Here is a 19,058-nt window from a genome sequence, read left to right on the forward strand (position 1 = left end):
AACCCTCCTTCCCCTACAGCTTCCAGACGCCTAAAATAATCAGCAGGACACCTGGTAAAAAAGTGAGTCTATCCATCCAGGCAAACCGTGAAAAGAGATGGCCTGATTTTATCCCAAACGCTACAAACAATGAGCTCATAACAGCTACCAGCAAGCTTGTTAATATAGGCGAATACCCTAAAAGAGCAGCTCCAATTCCGGCTCCAAATGCATCAAGTGATAACGCAAAACCCAGCAGCAGCGCCTCTACTCCTGTAATGGTTCCTGATTTATCAATATCCGCCGCAGTAGGCCTGCTTAATATATTTATCACAATTCCGAAAGATTTAATCTCTAAGTTGAGCAGTGTTTTCTCCGATTCTTCCTGCGTCATTTCTTTTACAGGCCGAAAAAACTGATAAAGAACCCACGCTCCAATGGCAATTAAGATCATGCCTCCAAGTTTTCCAGTCAGACTATGGGGGAGAAATGACGTAAGCAGATGACCTGCTCCCATAGCAAAAAGCAAAGTCACTGCCGAACAGCAGGCAATAATAACGATTGATTTAAATGGCATGCTCATTTTTCTTAATCCATAAGTAAACCCGACTGAAAAACTATCCAAACTTACTGCAAATGCTAATAAAAAGAGTGATGCAGCTGCAACCATAAACCATGCCCCTTCCGCAAAAAAGCTACGGTAGTATATGACAATGGCCTATGAGTTGTTAAAGTCTCATCGCTGGCAATTTTCGCAGTAGTGTGTTCCTCTGCCCCCTACAGCTGTTTTTATCAGCGTTTTTCCGCAAACTTTACACGGCTCATTCGTTCTTCCGTAAACAAACAGTTCAAGCTGGAACATACCAATCTGCCCTTGTGTGTTGACATAGGATCTTATGGTGCTGCCGCCTTTTTCAACCGCCTCACTTAAAGTAAGAATAATCTCATTGTGAAGCTTTACGATTTCCTCATCTGATAACTCGTTTGAAGGGCGTTCAGGGTGAATGCCCGCCCGGAATAAAGCCTCATCAACATATATATTCCCTAGTCCGACCATCACTTTTTGATCAAGCAGGACAACTTTTACTTTCCGATTTGTTTTTTGGAGCTTTTCGCTTAGATAACTCACTGTAAAATTCTCAGAAAAAGGTTCAGGTCCTAAATGAGATAAGGGAAGATCGAGTTCCTCCTCTCCCTTTTTGAAAAGATGCATTGTTCCGAACTTGCGTACATCTTTATATCTCAGTTCTGTACCGTCTGTCATCGCAAAAACAACATGGGTATGTTTATCAATGGGGTCAGAGTCCTTATATAAGCCGTATCTTCCTTCCATTCTCAGATGTGAAACGAGCACATAGTCATCAAGGAAAAATTTCAGGAACTTTCCCCTTCTCCCTACATCATGGATTGTCTGACCAGCGACAGCATCCTGAAATTGCTCAGTCACTTCCGGTCTTTTAATGATTTTAGGCCAATGAATATAAACGGCTGCGATTGTTTTTCCTTTTACAAGTTCAATAAGTGTCTGTCTTACGGTTTCTACCTCTGGCAGTTCAGGCATCGTATCACTTCCTTATTTTGCGTCATACCATGATGATCCGAATGAATAATCAACTTTAAGCGGCACCTTTAGTTCAACGGCATGCTCCATCACTTGCGGAACCAATTTTTCCAGAATTTCGATTTCACTTTTAGGCGCTTCAAAGATCAGTTCATCATGCACCTGCAGCAATAATCGTGTTTTCAGGTTCTTTTCTTTCAGCTGTGCAGCCATATCTATCATCGCTTTTTTAATGATATCAGCTGCACTTCCCTGTATCGGTGTATTCATAGCCGTTCTTTCGGCAAAACTGCGCACATTGAAATTTCTGCTTGTAATCTCAGGAATGTATCTGCGGCGCTGCAGCAGTGTTTTTACATAGCCATTTTGCTTTGCTTCCTGAACGATTTCTTCCATATACTCTTTGACACCATCGAAGCTTTCCAGGTAACGTTTAATAAATTCACCCGCTTCTTTACGGGTGATATTTAAGCTTTGAGATAAACCATAATCACTTATGCCGTAAACAATACCAAAGTTTACGGCTTTTGCCTGTCTTCTCATATTGGATGTCACGGCTTCCGCTTCAACATGAAACACATCCATTGCCGTTTTCGTATGAATGTCCAGATCATTTTGGAAGGCTTCAATTAAATTGATGTCTCCTGCTATATGGGCAAGAACTCTCAGCTCAATTTGAGAATAGTCTGCAGCAAACATTACCCAGTCTGGTTCAGAGGGGACAAAGGCCTGGCGGATTTTACGCCCTTCTTCTAACCTGATTGGTATGTTCTGCAGATTTGGATCTGTCGAGCTTAAACGCCCTGTCTGCGTTAATGTCTGAACATATCTTGTATGGACTTTATTTGTGTCGCGGTGAACAACTTTCAGCAGCCCTTCAATATAAGTTGACTGCAGCTTCCCAAGCTGACGGTAATGGAGGATTTCCTGAACGATCTCATGCCTGTCTGCAAGTTTTTCAAGAACATCTGCAGATGTAGAATATCCTGTTTTTGTCTTCTTTACAGCTGGAAGCTGAAGCTTATCAAATAAAATCACGCCGAGCTGCTTCGGAGAATTAATGTTGAATGCTTCCCCTGCTAAACGATGGATATTTTCTTCAAGAGTTTTTAACCGTTCAGTCAGCTGCTGGCCCATATCATTTAAACGGTCCACATCCACCGTTACACCAGTTGCTTCCATATCAGCTAAAATGATCGAAAGCGGCATTTCAAGTTCCTGATAAAGCGCAAGCTGTTCATTCTCCTCCAGTTCAAGCTGAAGTTTTTCCCTGACTGTTTGAAGAGCTTTTCCTTTCCGGACCAGATGCTCTGCAAGCCTTTCTGTATCCGGAATCCTCCGCTTGGCCCCTTTTCCATATACAGTATCATTAGACTGAACGATATGTATTCCTTTATGACGGGCAACACTTGCAGCATCATCAAACGTTTGTGAAGGATCGAGGATGTATGCCGCAAGCAAAACATCAAATTCAACTGCATTCAGATCAATTCCCTGCCAATGAAGAGCCACAATTGATTGTTTAGCATCGTAAACGGTTTTCCGCTTCGTATCATCTGATGCCCATTTTGAAAACTTTTCAGATTTCAAAGCAAGATCGGTCGGAACATAAAAGTTTCCGTTCTCATTTATAATGGCAAGGCCGATAATGTCGCTGTTATGATAATTCTCTTCCAATACTTCCACGATTAGAACAGCTTCATCTGTAAGGAGGTCATCTGTTATATCTTCTGCAATTTCAAATTGGACATCCTCAATTGGCTGTTCCTCAATGTCTGCTTCCGCTCCAAGCTTATCGAGAAGCGAATTGAATCCAAGCTCTTTGTAAATCCCTATTACACTCTTTACATCGTAGCCCCCGTACTGCACATCATCCAATGTGATTTCTACCGGTGCATCACAGTTGATTGTTGCAAGCTCCTTGCTCATAATGGCCTGGTCCTTATTTTCCTCGAGCTTCTCTTTTAACTTTTTCCCGGTCACCTGATCAAGTGACTCAAGGAGCCGCTCAAGCGTTTCGTACTCCTTAAGAAGCTTAATTGCTGTCTTCTCTCCTACTCCTGGTACTCCGGGGATATTATCCGAGCTATCACCCATTAACCCTTTCATATCCACAATCTGAGCCGGAACAAGTCCATATTTCTCCTGAACAAACTCCGGTGTATATGAATCAACGTCAGTAATTCCTTTTCTAGTAATATCAACAGTGATATGCTCTGAAACAAGCTGAGTTAAATCTTTATCGCCGGAGATGACTTTCACTTCAAATCCATCCTTCTCGGCCTGTCTTGATAGAGTTCCTATTATGTCGTCCGCTTCAAAATTTGGAAGTTCATATCTTGATATGCTGTAGGCATCCAGCATCTCGCGGATAAACGGAAACTGCTCCGACAGCTCTGGCGGTGTCTTTTGTCTTCCGCCCTTATATTCTTTATACGTTTCATGTCTGAAGGTAGTTTTCCCTGCATCAAATGCAACTAGAAGATGGGAAGGTTTTTCATCCTCAAGAATTTTCATAAGTATCATAGTAAATCCATATATAGCATTGGTATGTACACCTTTATCATTATTCAGCAGCGGCAATGCAAAAAAAGCGCGATAGGCAATGCTGTTCCCGTCAATGAGAACAAGTTTTTTTGTCATCCAAATGAACCTCCTGTAGTAAAAATTGCACCTGAAAATATGTTTTTTTATAAAAAAAACCCATGATTATCTTTCTCTATTCTACCATGACAGGCAGATAGAAAGAAAATCAAGGGCTTATTATTTCTTTAAAGGTGTTAAAGATTATTCCGTCTCACCCATCAATGTTTTTGCATACTCAGAGTCAAACGGCATAATGATGACTGTTTCCTTGCCGATTGTTTTCTTGTATGATTCCAGAGTGCGATACAGTTCATAGAATTCAGGATCTTTTGAATAGGAACTGTTGTATACCTTACCTGCTTCCTTTTCACCTTGACTTCGAATGACGTCTGCGTCTGCAGCCGCTTTAGCAAGCATTTCTTTTACAGTCCGGTCTGTCTCTGCAATGATCGTATTTTTCCGGGCATCTCCCATAGATAAATACTCCTGGGCTGTAGACTGACGTTCTGAGATCATCCTGGTGTAAACCGATTCCTCATTATCTTCAGGAAGATCTGTTCGTTTAATCCGGACGTCCGTTACACTGATGCCGTATTCATCTTTTTCAAGAAGTGAATTCACAATATCTGTTACTTTATCGTTAATGCTTCCCCGTGAAGATTTTTCATCGTTGATGATCTCATCATAGTTCAATTTCCCAAGTTCAGAACGAACAGTAGAGAACGTGAATTCAGCCATCTTTGTTTCAGCATTGACAAGTGTTCTTGCATTGGCAATCAATTTTTTGGGGTCATCTACTTTCCACACAGCATAGTTATCTATCAAGATGCGCTTTTTATCTTTTGTATTAATTTCCGCCTCTTCTACATCAAAAGTCATTTGGTATTTTGGAATGGAAGATACCGTTTGTACAAATGGTATTTTTATGTGCAAACCTGGTTTTTCAATAATTTTAACAACTTCCCCAAACTGGCGGATTACTTTGTACTCATTTTCTTTAACAACGAAAAGATTTGTCAGCAGCATAACAGCAAGGATCAGCGTTAAAATGAACCAGATCGCCGTGCGGATATACTTCCGGTATCCGCTGAAATCTCTGCGCTCATTTTTCATTTTGACTAGATTATCACTGGCCATTTTTATCACTTCCTTTTTCATCTGCTGCTTTAGGCATAGCCTCTGTTTGTTTTTGCATTTCTCCAATCGGGAAATACTTCATTGTGTTTCCGTCATCTTTCATGAAATAAATGCTTGCTCCCGGCAGTACTTGATCAATCGTCTCAAGGATTAAGCGTTTTTCAGTGATTCCCTTTGCATTCTGATATTCACTCAAAACGGCATTGAAAGTAGCCACCTCACCGCGTGCTTTCTCAATTCTTGCGGTTTTATCACCTTCTGCTTTTGAGATTAATGCATTTTTTTCCCCTTCTGCCTCTTGAGTACGCTGATTTGAATATTTCTTTGCTTCATTTATTTTTGTATTCATCGTTTCACGGGCACTTGTTACATCTGTAAAGGCTTTGCGAACCTCATCATTCGGCAGATCAACATCCTGCAGCTTCACAGCAAGGACCGAAATACCGATATCATATTTTTCAACGAGGGAAATTAAAAGCTCCTGTACATCTTCCTCGATTTCAACTTTTCCGGATGTCAGTGCATCGTCAATAATTGAACTTCCGATAATACTTCTTAATGAGGCAGATGTAGCATCATATAAAATTTCCTGAGGATCCTCAGAGTTAAATAAATATTTTTCAGGATTGGTGATTTTCCATTGCACAACCATATCAGCCAAAACAATATTTTCATCACCCGTGATCATTTTTGTGTCTTTTGGAAATGACTTCACATCTCCATCCTTTTCTGTGTACCCAAACTGAAGACTGAATGTTTCTTTTGACAGTTTTTCTACTTTTTGAATTGGCCACGGCATTTTAAAGTGAAGTCCAGGTTCACTTATGCCTTCTTCCACTTCACCAAATGTAATAATAACAGCCTGATCCGATTCATCGACCGTATACCAGGTTGTAAAAGCGATAATAGCTAAAACAATAACTAATAAGACAGCTCCGATTATTGTATAAATGCGCTTGATGCTGATCATTTCTACGCCCCCTTTTTCCCTTCATAAATATTTACGCAATTCCCAAGAAAAGGTTTCATTTATTTGTAAGCATTTTTATCTATACGAACAAAAAAAGGGACGAGAACAGGGAATGTTCTCGTCCAAAAGATTGGCTCCTTGGATGAAGGGGTTTTCACTTATTATATTAACAGCACTTTATTAAGTAAAATTAAATGTGATGTAAATATAATGTAAAACTAATCTAAATGATGATTTTTATTTAGTTTTACTGTGAACGTCGTTCCTTCGCCTACCGTGCTGTTTACAAAAATCTGGCCCTTATGCGCTTCAACTAAATGTTTCACAATAGCAAGCCCAAGGCCCGTTCCTCCTGAGTTCCGGCTTCTCGCTTTATCTACTCTGTAAAAACGTTCAAAAATCCTCGGAATCTCTTCTTTTTCAATACCAATGCCTGTATCGCTGACAATAAAAGTTGCGTAACTTTCACCGTCTTTTAAAAACACCTGAACTCTGCCGCCTTTAGGGGTATAGTTCAAAGCATTGCTTATGAGATTAATAAAGATTTGCTTCAGACGATACACATCCCCATACACATAGAGTTCGCCTGAATTTACATGCAGTGATAACTCAATTTCTTTCTCATCTGCTTTGCTTTTAAGAATGATAATGACCTCTTCAAGGATTTCCTTTGCATTGCAGTTTTGAAGATTGAGCTTGAAGCCCTGCTGTTCAATTTTCGATAAATCCAGCAAATCCTGAATCAGCGTTTGCAGTCTGTCGCTTTCCTTTAAAATGATAGACAGAAAATACTCCAGTGTCTGCTTGTCCTCAAGTGCACCATCAAGCAAGGTCTCCGTAAAGCCTTTTATGGATGTGATTGGCGTTTTCAGCTCGTGAGATACATTTGCAACGAAGTCTTTTCGCATTTGCTCAAGCTTTTTAAGTTCCGTAATATCATGAAAAACCAGAACGATGCCTTTCCATTCATCGTTTGTGCCAATAATCGGAGCACCATAGACTTCAAAATGCCTGCGCTCTATTTTCAGCGGAAGATGCAGCTGTTTTCTCGCCTTAATTTCAGTCATAAAGATGTGCTCGACCAAATCCACAATTTCTTTATGCTGGAATGCTTCATAGTACAGCTTATATAAAAAGTCGGTAGATTCAATATTAAATAATTCTTTGTATGCACGATTGACAAGATTGATATACCCTCTTCCATCAATCAAAATCAATCCGCTGCCCATATTTTCTATTAAAGTCTGCAGACGATCCTGCTGCATTTCCTGGGCACGGTTCATATCCTGAAGATTTCTTGCCAGTATATTTATTGATTGACTCAGCATGCCTGTTTCATCCATATGGTCTTCATACGTTCTCGCTTTATAGTTGCCTTTTGCAAGCTCCATGGCCACATTTGTTGCAGATTCAATTGGTCGCGTATAGCGCGACGTAATTCTTACCGCAAGCAGAAGAATAACGAGAAGAGCCAAACCAAGGCTTGCAATGAGAAGAATCCAGATCTGCTGATTGATTTTCTTTAAAGAGTTTTCTGTAGAACTCAGGACAATGTATCCTTGCTTCACATCCTTTTCAATGTAAGGCAAACCGTAAAAATAAAGATTGTCTTCTTCAATATTGAGTTTGAATCCTTTTTTGGAATTGCGGTGTTTCAGCAGAATTTCTTTCGCAATGGCATCATGGTCTTGCTGAAAAGGTCCTGCATCCTTTAAAACGTTTCCGTTTCGATCATAGATTGTAATATGGGAATTGATTGTATCACTGTAATTTTGAAGAAACGAATCGAAATCAGGAGACGCAAATCCTTTTTCCTGAATAAAAAGCTCAGTTATTTTTGCCTCTTCTTTTATCCGCTCCTGAAAAGAATTCATATAATAACTGCCGAATATTTGACCAAGAAGCAGCCCGAGGCCAATTAAAACAGCAATAATCAGTGTGATAATAGCAAATATCAGGCGTGAGCGAAACCTATTCATCCATTCTAGGCTCCTCGAGCTTGTATCCCAGTCCCCTTATCGTTTTTATGTAAAGCGGTTTTTTTGTGTTTCGTTCAATTTTTTCACGCAAGTGGCTGATATGAACATCAACGATTCGGGTATCTCCGGCGAAATCATAGTTCCATACTGCGCTCAACAGCTGGTCCCTTGTAAGCACACGTCCCTTATGTCTGGCTAAATAAACAAGAAGTTCGAATTCTTTGGGAGTCAGCTCAAGACGTTCATCTCCGTAATATGCCTCATAATGTTCCGGGAGAATCTTCAGATCTCCAATCATCATTCTATCAGAAGTATCGAGCTCTTTGATTTCTGTATCTGCTGAAGTCTGAGTTCTTCTTAAGATAGCCTTTACCCTCGCAACTACTTCTCTTGGACTGAAAGGCTTTGTCATATAATCATCTGCGCCCAGTTCTAAACCCAAAACTTTATCAAATTCATCATCCTTAGCCGTTAGCATAAGAATAGGCACCATGATTTTCTTTTGTCTAAGCTGTTTGCATACCTCTATGCCGTCCATTTTGGGAAGCATGAGATCCAGCACCATTAAATCAGGCGATTCATTTAAACCCTTTTCAAGACCTTCTTCTCCATCGATTGCTGTAATGACTTCAAAACCCGCTTGAATAAGATTGTATTGAAGCAAGGTTAATATTGATTGTTCATCATCTACGACCAGAATTTTCTTACTCATATAAGCCTCCACCAAATAGTTTTACCCCAAACAATCCAAATTGCTTTATCTCTTTTTATATCTCCATTATAGAGGATAGATGCAATTGAACAAACGTTTTCTTTCAGATCGTGCAAATCCTGCTTAAAATAGGCAGGTTCCTATTCATTAGAATGACCAATAAAAAGCAGACAAATTCCTATTGGATTCATAATGGAGAAGTAGAAAAGTACATGTATCCGGGATATTTATTAAAATAAAATACCAGCATCCGCTTTAGGACGCTGGTATTTTAGGATTAAAAGTTTTCAAGAGCATGTCCGTCCATTGAAGAAAGCTGAACTGGCGGTACGACAGTGATCGTTCCTTCGATAACAGTCACTTCTTTTTCATTTAGCGCTTCTACACGCAAGGTAATTTGATTCTCTGTTTTATTTACATCTGTGACTTCAAAGAAAAACTGAATCATGCTGTAATGATAGACTGGCAGGGGAAAAGAGAGGTTCTGCTGCAGAATATGGCTTCCTGGTCCCGGCAAATATTTCGAAACAGCAGAAGTAATAATTCCTGTCAGCATGATACTTGGTACAATCGGTTTTTCATAAGGTGTTAAAGAGGCATAGTCATGCTGAATGTACAGCGGGTTCGCGTCATTCGTCAGTCCAAGATACAGGAGCAGATCTTTATCTTCAATCTTTTCAGTAAGCGTTAATTTTTCGCCTGTTTTAATCTCTTCGATTTGTCTCCCAAGTTTTCTTTTTTTGCCAAGCAGCATTTTCGGGTCACCTCCAAAATTGAAAACGTTTACAATTCATTTAGTAAAGAAGTTGGGGATTTCACCCCAACTTCAGTTTTTTACGAAAGAACTTTCATTACGCTTTTTACAGACTCTGCAGACTTTGTTAAAGCTTCTTTTTCGTCAATTGTTAATTCAAGTTCAATAATTTGCTCAAGCCCGTTACCGCCAAGGATAGTTGGCACGCCAAGGTAAATTCCTTTATAGCCATACTCGCCTTCTAAGTAGACAATCGCAGGGATTACGCGGCGCTGATCTTTAAGGATCGCTTCTGACATTTCGACTAATGAAGCTGCTGGAGCGTAATACGCGCTGCCATTGCCTAATAAGTTAACAATTTCTCCGCCGCCTTTGCGTGTTCTCTCAACGATTGCTTCTAAACGGTCTTTCGGGATCAGTGTTTCTAGCGGAATTCCGCCTGCATATGAGTAGCGTACTAGCGGAACCATATCGTCTCCGTGTCCGCCTAGTACAAAACCTGTTACATCCTTAACAGAAAGATTCAGCTCTTGAGCAACGAATGTACGGAAGCGCGCTGTATCAAGTACTCCTGATTGTCCGATAACACGGCTTTTCGGGAATCCTGATTCTTTATACACAGTGTATGTCATTGCATCAACAGGATTAGTTAATACGATAATAATTGTATTTGGAGAGTATTTTACAATTTCTTTTGTAACACTCTTCATAATTTTTTGGTTTGTTTGAACTAGATCATCTCGGCTCATTCCAGGTTTGCGGGCGATGCCTGCTGTAATGATGACAATATCAGAATCAGCTGTATCGGCATAATCGCTTGTTCCAATAATATTTGCATCAAATCCTTGAACAGGGCTTGCTTCAAGCATATCTAAAGCTTTTCCTTTAGTAGGATTCTCAAGCTGCGGAATATCTACTAATACAACATCTGAAAGTTCTTTTTGAGCTAATAGAAATGCCGTAGTCGCACCAGTGAAGCCGGCGCCTATGACTGATACCTTTTTACGTTTCATTCCCATTTAAAACATCTCCTTTACATGGTAAGGCTATTTTTCTTATAAGAAAAATAGCCTTACCTTGTTTACTTACATTTTGCTGATTAAAGCATCAGCGAATTCAGAGCATTTTACTTCTTTAGCGCCGTCCATTAAACGGGCAAAGTCATACGTTACTACTTTATCTGAGATTGATTTTTCCATTGCGTCCACAACTAATTTAGCTGCTTCATTCCAGCCTAAGTGCTCAAGCATTAACACACCAGACAGAATAACAGATGATGGATTTACTTTATCAAGTCCCGCATATTTAGGAGCTGTGCCATGAGTAGCCTCGAAGATAGCATGTCCAGTTTCATAGTTGATATTTGCTCCAGGAGCAATACCGATTCCGCCAACTTGAGCAGCAAGGGCATCAGAAATGTAATCTCCGTTTAAGTTCATTGTTGCAACTACGTCAAATTCACGCGGACGAGTTAAGATCTGCTGAAGGAAGATATCTGCAATCGAATCTTTTACAATGATTTTGCCTGCAGCTTCTGCATCCTGCTGTGCTTTGTTTGCAGCATCCTTGCCGTCTTTTTCTACAATGCGGTCGTATTCAGCCCAAGTAAATACTTGATCTCCGAATTCTTTTTCAGCCAGTTCATAGCCCCAGTTCTTGAAAGCACCTTCAGTATATTTCATGATGTTTCCTTTATGAACGAGTGTAACTGATTTGCGGCCTTCTTTAATTGCATAATTGATTGCTGCACGCACGAGTCGCTGAGTTCCCTCTTCAGAAACAGGTTTAATACCGATGCCTGAAGTTTCAGGGAAACGGATTTTATTAACGCCTAATTCATTTTTAAGGAAAGAAATCAATTTTTCTACTTCTTCTGATCCTTTAGCATACTCAATACCTGCATAGATATCTTCCGTATTTTCACGGAAAATCACCATGTCTGTATCTTCAGGACGCTTAATTGGAGAAGGAACTCCATTAAAATAGCGTACAGGACGAAGACAAGTAAACAAGTCAAGCTCTTGACGAAGAGCAACATTCAATGAACGGATTCCTCCGCCTACTGGAGTAGTTAAAGGTCCTTTAATAGCAATGAAATATTCGCGGATTACTTCGAGTGTTTCTTCAGGGAGCCATTCTCCAGTTTTGTTAAATGCTTTTTCTCCAGCTAAAACTTCTTTCCACTCAATTTTCTTTTCACTATTATATGCTTTATCAACTGCTGCCTCTAAAACGCGTGAAGCAGCCGCCCAGATATCAGGACCAATTCCGTCCCCTTCGATAAATGGAATGATAGGATTGTTAGGTACGTTTAATACTCCATCTGCAACTGTAATTTTTTGTCCTTGTGTCAAAATAATGACCTCCTGTTATGTAATATAAAAATGGAATCGCCTGGTTAACTCCGGCAGGCAGATAAGGATCCGGCAGAAAAGGCGCTTTTTACCTTTGCTGGCGGAGCCGTTCTGGCCGAGGAGTCAGGCGATGGGCTCTACTTGAAAAGCTAAAACTGCGGGCTTCTGATTCTTCAATAAGAGGCCGTTTCAGTTTTACCGAAAAGGGCCTCTTGTGTGATTAAGGGAGATCAGCCCCGCTTGTCCATTGGCACATATTTCTGCATATTCGGCCCTGTGTAATCTGCACGCGGGCGGATCAGACGGTTGTTCTCATATTGCTCGAGAATATGAGCGAGCCATCCTGATACACGGCTAACAGCAAAGATAGGCGTGAATAAATCATGATCAATGCCTAAGCTGTGGTACATGGATGCAGAATAGAAATCTACGTTTGGCGGAATGGATTTTTCACTTGTTACAACTTCTTCAATTTTAGTAGAAATTTCAAACCATTTCGGCTCACCTGTAAGATTTGTCAATTTTTCAGACATTTCCTTCAGATGTTTCGCTCTAGGATCTCCCTGGCGGTACACACGGTGTCCAAAGCCCATAATTTTTTCTTTTCGGGAGAACTTTTCATGCAAGTATGACTCCACGTTATTAATGTCGCCGATTTCTTTGAGCATTTTCATTACCGCTTCATTTGCTCCGCCATGCAAAGGTCCCTTAAGAGCACCGATTGCTGCAGTTACGCCGGAATAAACATCTGATAATGTAGCTACACATACGCGTGCTGTAAATGTAGATGCATTCAGCTCATGATCGGCATGAAGGACTAATGCTTTATTAAAAGCTTCCACTGCAACACCGCTCGGCTCTTCCCCAGTTAAAGTATACAGGAAATTCACTGCTAAACTAACATCTGATTTTGGTTTAATAGGCTCAAGTCCTTTGCGGATGCGGGCAAATGCTGAAACAATTGTCGGCAGCTTTGCCTGAAGACGGATCGCTTTGCGGTAGTTAGCTTCCGGATCCATTACATCTGCTTCACTGTCAAATAATCCAAGAAGAGAAACAGCTGTACGGAGAGCTGCCATCGGATGCACAGATTTTAGATCGTATGATTTAAAGTGATCGATAACCTCCTGCGGTATTTCTGCATTTTCAGCAAGCTCTTTTTTAATTTCTGCAAGCTGATCTTTCGTCGGAAGCTTTCTATGCCACAATAAATAAACAACCTCTTCGAAACTAGCATTCTCTGCTAAATCATCGATGTTATACCCCGCATATGTAAGAGTATCATCAATAATTGAACTTACAGATGAAGTAGTAGCAACTACTCCTTCTAGACCCCGTGTTGTTGTCATGTAAATCTCTCCTTTGCAAAAATATCCCCATTGATCCGCTCTTCTCGTCAACAATAAAAGATAGCATTCGACAAACTGGTCTTTTTCTTTTTATTTGCCCAATCTTTCAATCGTTTAAACGACCGAGCGCTTGCTCAATACACTAGCATTTTTTAAAAAGAAAATGCTTACATTAGCAGCTAATATAATAGCCACATCGAATGTTATCTTCAATTGTGACTTTAATTAATAAGAAGGCGGAATTAAACTGCCTATACCCATTATAAACAATTATCTGATTTTTGTGAACGAAAAGAATTTCCAGAACCAAAAAATTTGTCAGAAAAATGATATTAAAGAAGAATAATGAGTTTTTAGGGCGCCTTCTCACTTATTGTATCAGAATTTATTATATTAACCAAAAAATTTAACTGTTTGCATCACTAAATAGGCAATACCCGCACCAATCAGCGGGCCGACTGCAACTCCACCAAATAAAGACACCGCTAAAATAGTTCCAAAGACAAGAGCTGTTGTTATATGAGGATCTTCTGAAAGAAGCGTCAAGCCATTTTTGGCAATAAGGGCAACAGCAATCCCGGCTCCTAAAGCAATCCATGCGTAGGATGATCGCATTGCCTCTGTCAGCTGCTTAAATCCAATATCACCGGTCGCAATCGGCACCAAAACGGCAATCGTAATAACAGTTACGCCCCAATTGATTCCTTTTGCCTGGATATGCGGGAACAATTTAGTATCAAGCCCAGTCAGTTTGATTACAAGTAAAAAGCCGACTGCAAACATTAATGACTGATTTTTGGCAAGAAATCCAACTATCAATAATATGATTAAAAATAGGACAGGTTGATTCATTCTCTTACACCCTTTCAAACATGTATCTACTTAGAAAAGCGGAACCGCCTGGTTAGCTAAGGCAGACAGATAAGGATCCGACAGAAAAGGCGCTTTTTGCCTTTGCTGGCGGAGCCGTTCTGGCCGAGGAGTTAGGCGGTGGAGCTGGACACGAGTATGGAAATTAATATCCTTTCTTATCCTATAAAAATTCTGAATGAAAAACAGGAGGGAAACATTTGAATGCATATTTAATACAAGTTGCTGCCAGAGCACTTGCTGTTGTATGTATCATTGCAGCTGCTCTCGCCTCTGTCTATTATGTCTCGGCTCTTACTTACCCGTTTATTATAGGTCTCATTCTTGCGATTCTTATTAATCCAATGGTCAATGTGCTTGAAACAAAAATGGTCCGAAGTGCTGCGGTTTTTATTTCAATCGCATTCCTGTTTGTCATTTTTGCAGGAATCATTACATTGCTTATCGCAGAACTCGTAACGGGAACAACCTACCTGGCGTCGTCCGTTCCTGAGCATTTCAAAACTCTGGTTGTTTATATTGAGACATTCATTGGGGATCGTGTGCTTCCCATCTATGAAGATATTGCTGCATTATTTAACACGCTTGATTCAAGTCAGCAGGCTACGATACTTGCCAACATTCAAAATGCAGGTGAACAAATCGGATCGAATGCAGCCGACTTTTTAAAAGGGCTGCTTGAGAATATTCCTCTGTTGATCAGTTGGCTGCCGAACGCCGCAACAGTAACGATTTTCTCCTTGCTGGCTGCTTTTTTTATCAGCAAAGACTGGTACAAATTTCAAAAACTGCTGCGAAAGTATCTTCCTCTTAAAGCAAGAAAAAGCGGGAGAACGGTGGTTGATGATCTAAAAAAAGCTTTGCTTGGCTTTATTAAAGCGCAGCTGATTTTAATCAGCATCACAACGATTATTGTATTAATAGGGTTACTCTTTCTGAGGGTGGATTATGCAATAACGATTGCTTTGCTAATTGGAACAGTAGATTTGCTTCCCTATCTGGGAACAGGCTTGGTTTTTGTTCCATGGATTGTTTATTCGGCATTCAGCGGCGATCTGCCATTTGCAATTGGTTTAGGTGTCTTATATCTGATTATCTTGATTCAGCGTCAAATGATGGAGCCCAAGATTTTATCCTCAACGATTGGGCTTGATCCTCTGGCTACTCTGATTTCATTATTTGTTGGATTCAAACTGATTGGATTTCTCGGTTTAATTGCGGGTCCTGTGGCTTTAGTCATTTTCAATGCCCTTCATAATGCAAGAGTATTTGAAGATATTTGGACATTTATCACTGCCAGGAAATCATGATAGGAAGCTAAAAAAACCGCTGATGCAATATGCTCAGAGCGGCTCTATCGTATGATCGTAAATCGATTTTGGTCAATCAGCCTGCTGATCCATTTCTGGAGAAGCGGCTTTACGAATTTCCTTGTTGCCGGTATTAATAAAACAAACCCAGTTAAATCTGTTAGGAAACCGGGTGATAATAGAAGCAGCCCCCCGACAAGCACACAAAGACCATCTATTATGGCATCACCAGGTATATTCCCAAAGCTTATTTCCCGCTGAACTTTTCGGATTGCTTCCATTCCCTGCTTCTTTGCAAGCCATGCTCCAGCTATTCCAGTAGCAATAATCATAAGGATAGTTGGAATGATTCCGATCGTTTTACCTGAGAAAAGCAGGATGCCGATTTCACATGCTGGGATGATAATTAAAAACGGCAGCAAATATCTCATCTAAATGCACCTCATTTTGTCATATATAAAGAGTATATGGAATGCATGCAAAAAAGAGAAGGAAAAGCCCTTCTCTTTTTTACTGTATTTTCTTAAAGAACACTTGCATGTCCTTCATAAATGGCACCGCGTGATCCATCAACTGTAATTTCCTGTCCATCTTTCAGGATAGAAGTTGCATCTTCTACTCCTACGATAACCGGAATTCCAAGGCTCAGGCCAACTACAGCAGCATGACTTGTTAATCCGCCTTCTTCTGTAATTAATGCTGAAGCTTTCTCTAGTGCACCCATCATATCGCGATCTGTACTTTGAGAAACTAAAATAGCACCCTGAATCATTTTTGATTCAGCATCAGAAGCAGAGCTTGCTACGACAACTTTGCCAAACGCTGTTTTGCGGCCGATTCCCTGCCCTTTAGCTATCACATCGCCAACAACATGAACTTTCATTAAATTCGTTGTGCCAGTTTCGCCGATAGGAATGCCTGCAGTGATGACTACTAAATCACCATGTTTAACAATTCCGGACTGTAATGACTCTTCTACTGCCTGGTCAAGCATTTCATCTGTTGATGCTGCTTTCTCACCATTGCGCGGGTAGACTCCCCAAACAAGAGCAAGCTTGCGGGATACTGACTCACATGAAGTAACGGCAACGATCGGAGCTTTAGGACGGTATTTAGAAATCATTCGGGCAGTATGACCGCTCTCAGTTGTTGCGACAATAGCAGCAGCCTGCAAATTAAGGCCTGTATGCGCAACCGATTGTCCAATTGCATCCGTAATTGTCATATCAGCCTGTTCACTTCGTTTTGCAAGAATTTGCTTATAATCAAGCGCCTGTTCTGCACGTGACGCAATGTTATTCATCGTTTGAACAGCTTCAACCGGATAAGATCCTGCAGCCGTTTCACCTGATAGCATGATCGCATCTGTACCGTCAAAAATAGCATTTGCAACGTCACTTGCTTCTGCCCGTGTCGGACGAGGGTTGCGCTGCATGCTGTCTAGCATTTGCGTAGCTGTAATGACCGGTTTGCCTAAAGCATTGCACTTTTTAATTAGTTCTTTTTGAACCAATGGCACTTCTTCAGCAGGAATTTCAACACCCAAGTCACCGCGTGCAACCATTAAACCATCTGAAACCTCAAGAATCTCGTCGATGTTGTCGACACCTTCCTGATTTTCAATTTTAGGAATGATTTGAATATGGCCGGCACCGTGCTTTTCAAGCAATTCACGAATTTCAAGAACATCTGCTGCACGACGTACGAATGACGCAGCGATGAAGTCTACTCCCTGCTCAATTCCAAAAACAATATCATTTGCATCTTTTTCTGTGATTCCTGGAAGCTTAACGCTCACGCCAGGTACATTCACACCTTTTTTATTTTTTAATGTCCCTGTGTTTAAAACCTTTGTTCTGATTTCTTTCGCTTCTTTATTCATTTCAAGAACTTCAAGTCCGATCAGTCCATCATCAAGCAAAATGATTGAGCCTGCATGTACATCATCAATTAGTCCTTCGTATGAGATAGAGAACTTATCAGCAGTTCCAAGCACCTCAGTCATTGAAACGATCACTTCTGAACCTGCAACAAGCTCGATTGCTCCTTCCTGCATGGAGTGTGTGCGGATTTCAGGTCCTTTAGTATCCAATAGGATTGCGATATCCTTATTAAGCTTTCCTGAAGCCTCGCGGATGTTTTTGATTCGTGCTCCGTGCTCTTCGAAATCTCCGTGTGAGAAGTTCAAGCGTGAAACGTTCATTCCGGCTTCCATTAATTGCGTAAGCTTTTCAACACTTTCACTTGCAGGGCCGATCGTACAGACTATTTTCGTTTTTCTCATTCGATATATTCCTCCTGTTAATAGGTATGAAAACGATACCAAACAGATATCATTTAGATTGATAATTCTTTTGAAAGCTGGTACATGTTCTTATCAACTGTATGCGGAGTATCCAAAATTTCAAGGATATCATTGTTTGTCAGTTTATTGCTTTGAATGCCAACTGCACGTCCGCCTATTCCTTCAAGCAATAGTTCTACAGCATAAGCGCCAAGACGGCTTGCAAGCACACGGTCAAACGCAGTCGGTGATCCCCCGCGCTGTATATGCCCTAAAACAGATACGCGTGTTTCAAGTTTTGTAGCCTCTTCAATTTTTCTTCCAAAGTCCACTCCGCTTCCAACGCCTTCAGCCACGATGATAATACTGTGTTTTTTGCCCCGGTCTGTTCCATGCTTTAAACGTGCAAGGATATCTTCCATGTCATAGTCAACTTCCGGAATCAGAATGGTTTCTGCTCCGCCTGCAAGACCCGACCATAACGCAAGATCTCCAGCATGTCTTCCCATGACTTCAATCACGTATGTACGTTCATGTGATGTTGCAGTATCACGAATTTTATCTATAGCATCAATTACTGTATTAAGTGCAGTATCAAATCCAATGGTAAAATCAGTGCCTGGAATGTCATTATCAATGGTTCCCGGAACGCCTACACATGGAAAACCATGTTCAGTCAGCTTTTTGGCTCCCATATAAGAACCGTCTCCGCCGATGACAACTAAGCCTTCTATTCCATGTTTCTTTAATTGCTCGATTCCTTTTAATTGTCCCTCAACTGTTCTAAATTCAGGACAGCGTGCAGTATAGAGCTTTGTACCCCCGCGGTGGATAATATCTCCTACAGATCCAAGCTCAAGCTTTTCGATATGTCCAGCAATTAATCCAGAATAACCGTGATAAATTCCGTACACTTCTACATCATGGTAGATCGCTTTACGTACAACAGCGCGCACGGCCGCGTTCATACCAGGCGAATCTCCTCCACTAGTTAATACGCCGATTTTTTTCATTTTTCTCACCCCAAAGTAGTATGTGATATTAAAATAACATGAAGAAATGGGCAACACAATAGACAAGAAACGACAAATGTCGAATTTTCACGTTACATTTAAACCTTTCTCATTATACAATAAAACCTCTTGTTTTGAGGGGTTTTCAGCGAATCTTTAAAAATTAAATAAAGTAAACGCTTCCTTTTTGATTTGTCGAA

At 40.6% G+C, this 19,058-nt stretch carries 16 protein-coding genes; 1 reads left to right on the plus strand and 15 read right to left on the minus strand.

What is annotated here, in order from left to right:
- Positions 1-13: 13 nt before the first annotated feature.
- From ytaF to QLQ22_RS19145, 12 genes are all read right to left on the minus strand, one after another.
- The gene (ytaF, locus tag QLQ22_RS19090; protein WP_223437135.1) at positions 14-649 is read right to left on the minus strand and encodes a sporulation membrane protein YtaF; all 636 of its coding nucleotides are present in this window, start codon (positions 647-649) and stop codon (positions 14-16) included.
- 66 nt (positions 650-715) lie between these two features.
- On the minus strand, positions 716-1,540 hold the full coding sequence (gene mutM, locus QLQ22_RS19095; protein WP_284015349.1) for a DNA-formamidopyrimidine glycosylase: 825 nt from the start codon (positions 1,538-1,540) through the stop codon (positions 716-718).
- Positions 1,541-1,552: 12 nt separating this feature from the next.
- Complete coding sequence (gene polA, locus QLQ22_RS19100; RefSeq protein ID WP_284015350.1) at positions 1,553-4,183, minus strand: DNA polymerase I; 2,631 nt, start codon at positions 4,181-4,183, stop codon at positions 1,553-1,555.
- A gap of 144 nt (positions 4,184-4,327) precedes the next feature.
- Positions 4,328-5,263: a protease modulator HflC gene (gene hflC, locus QLQ22_RS19105; protein ID WP_284015351.1), complete on the minus strand. Its 936-nt coding sequence runs from the start codon at positions 5,261-5,263 to the stop codon at positions 4,328-4,330.
- On the minus strand, positions 5,253-6,233 hold the full coding sequence (gene hflK / locus QLQ22_RS19110) for an FtsH protease activity modulator HflK (RefSeq protein WP_223437143.1): 981 nt from the start codon (positions 6,231-6,233) through the stop codon (positions 5,253-5,255). Before hflK ends, hflC begins: the two co-directional genes overlap by 11 nt.
- A 218-nt stretch (positions 6,234-6,451) precedes the next feature.
- Positions 6,452-8,212 (minus strand): two-component system histidine kinase PnpS, encoded by a 1,761-nt coding sequence (gene pnpS, locus QLQ22_RS19115; protein WP_223437145.1) that lies wholly within the window; start codon positions 8,210-8,212, stop codon positions 6,452-6,454.
- The gene (locus QLQ22_RS19120) at positions 8,205-8,924 is read right to left on the minus strand and encodes a response regulator transcription factor (protein WP_223437148.1); all 720 of its coding nucleotides are present in this window, start codon (positions 8,922-8,924) and stop codon (positions 8,205-8,207) included. Before QLQ22_RS19120 ends, pnpS begins: the two co-directional genes overlap by 8 nt.
- Positions 8,925-9,201: 277 nt before the next feature.
- Positions 9,202-9,678, minus strand: coding sequence for a MaoC/PaaZ C-terminal domain-containing protein (locus QLQ22_RS19125; RefSeq protein ID WP_284015352.1), 477 nt, complete (start codon positions 9,676-9,678; stop codon positions 9,202-9,204).
- Positions 9,679-9,758: 80 nt separating this feature from the next.
- Positions 9,759-10,697 (minus strand): malate dehydrogenase, encoded by a 939-nt coding sequence (mdh, locus tag QLQ22_RS19130; RefSeq protein WP_223437151.1) that lies wholly within the window; start codon positions 10,695-10,697, stop codon positions 9,759-9,761.
- A gap of 66 nt (positions 10,698-10,763) precedes the next feature.
- A complete protein-coding gene (gene icd / locus QLQ22_RS19135; protein WP_223437153.1) occupies positions 10,764-12,032 on the minus strand; it encodes an NADP-dependent isocitrate dehydrogenase in 1,269 nt (422 codons plus the stop codon).
- A gap of 230 nt (positions 12,033-12,262) precedes the next feature.
- A complete protein-coding gene (citZ, locus tag QLQ22_RS19140) occupies positions 12,263-13,381 on the minus strand; it encodes a citrate synthase (RefSeq protein WP_223437155.1) in 1,119 nt (372 codons plus the stop codon).
- Positions 13,382-13,774: 393 nt separating this feature from the next.
- Positions 13,775-14,233 (minus strand): DUF441 domain-containing protein, encoded by a 459-nt coding sequence (locus tag QLQ22_RS19145; RefSeq protein ID WP_223437157.1) that lies wholly within the window; start codon positions 14,231-14,233, stop codon positions 13,775-13,777.
- 218 nt (positions 14,234-14,451) lie between these two features.
- On the opposite strand from QLQ22_RS19145, the gene ytvI reads away from it, so the two are divergent.
- Entirely contained in the window at positions 14,452-15,561 is a 1,110-nt protein-coding gene (ytvI, locus tag QLQ22_RS19150; protein ID WP_423246212.1) for a sporulation integral membrane protein YtvI, read from the plus strand.
- Positions 15,562-15,605: 44 nt separating this feature from the next.
- Here the strand turns inward: ytvI and QLQ22_RS19155 are convergent, their stop codons facing one another.
- The 3 genes from QLQ22_RS19155 to pfkA form a co-directional block, all read right to left on the minus strand.
- Positions 15,606-15,992: an FxsA family protein gene (locus QLQ22_RS19155; protein WP_252201831.1), complete on the minus strand. Its 387-nt coding sequence runs from the start codon at positions 15,990-15,992 to the stop codon at positions 15,606-15,608.
- A 92-nt stretch (positions 15,993-16,084) separates the two neighbouring features.
- Positions 16,085-17,845 (minus strand): pyruvate kinase, encoded by a 1,761-nt coding sequence (gene pyk, locus QLQ22_RS19160; RefSeq protein ID WP_284015353.1) that lies wholly within the window; start codon positions 17,843-17,845, stop codon positions 16,085-16,087.
- A gap of 53 nt (positions 17,846-17,898) precedes the next feature.
- A complete protein-coding gene (pfkA, locus tag QLQ22_RS19165) occupies positions 17,899-18,858 on the minus strand; it encodes a 6-phosphofructokinase (protein ID WP_223437163.1) in 960 nt (319 codons plus the stop codon).
- Between the last annotated feature and the right edge of the window lie 200 nt (positions 18,859-19,058).

This window comes from Metabacillus hrfriensis, from assembly GCF_030127205.1.
GTDB lineage: Bacteria > Bacillota > Bacilli > Bacillales > Bacillaceae > Bacillus_P > Bacillus_P dongyingensis.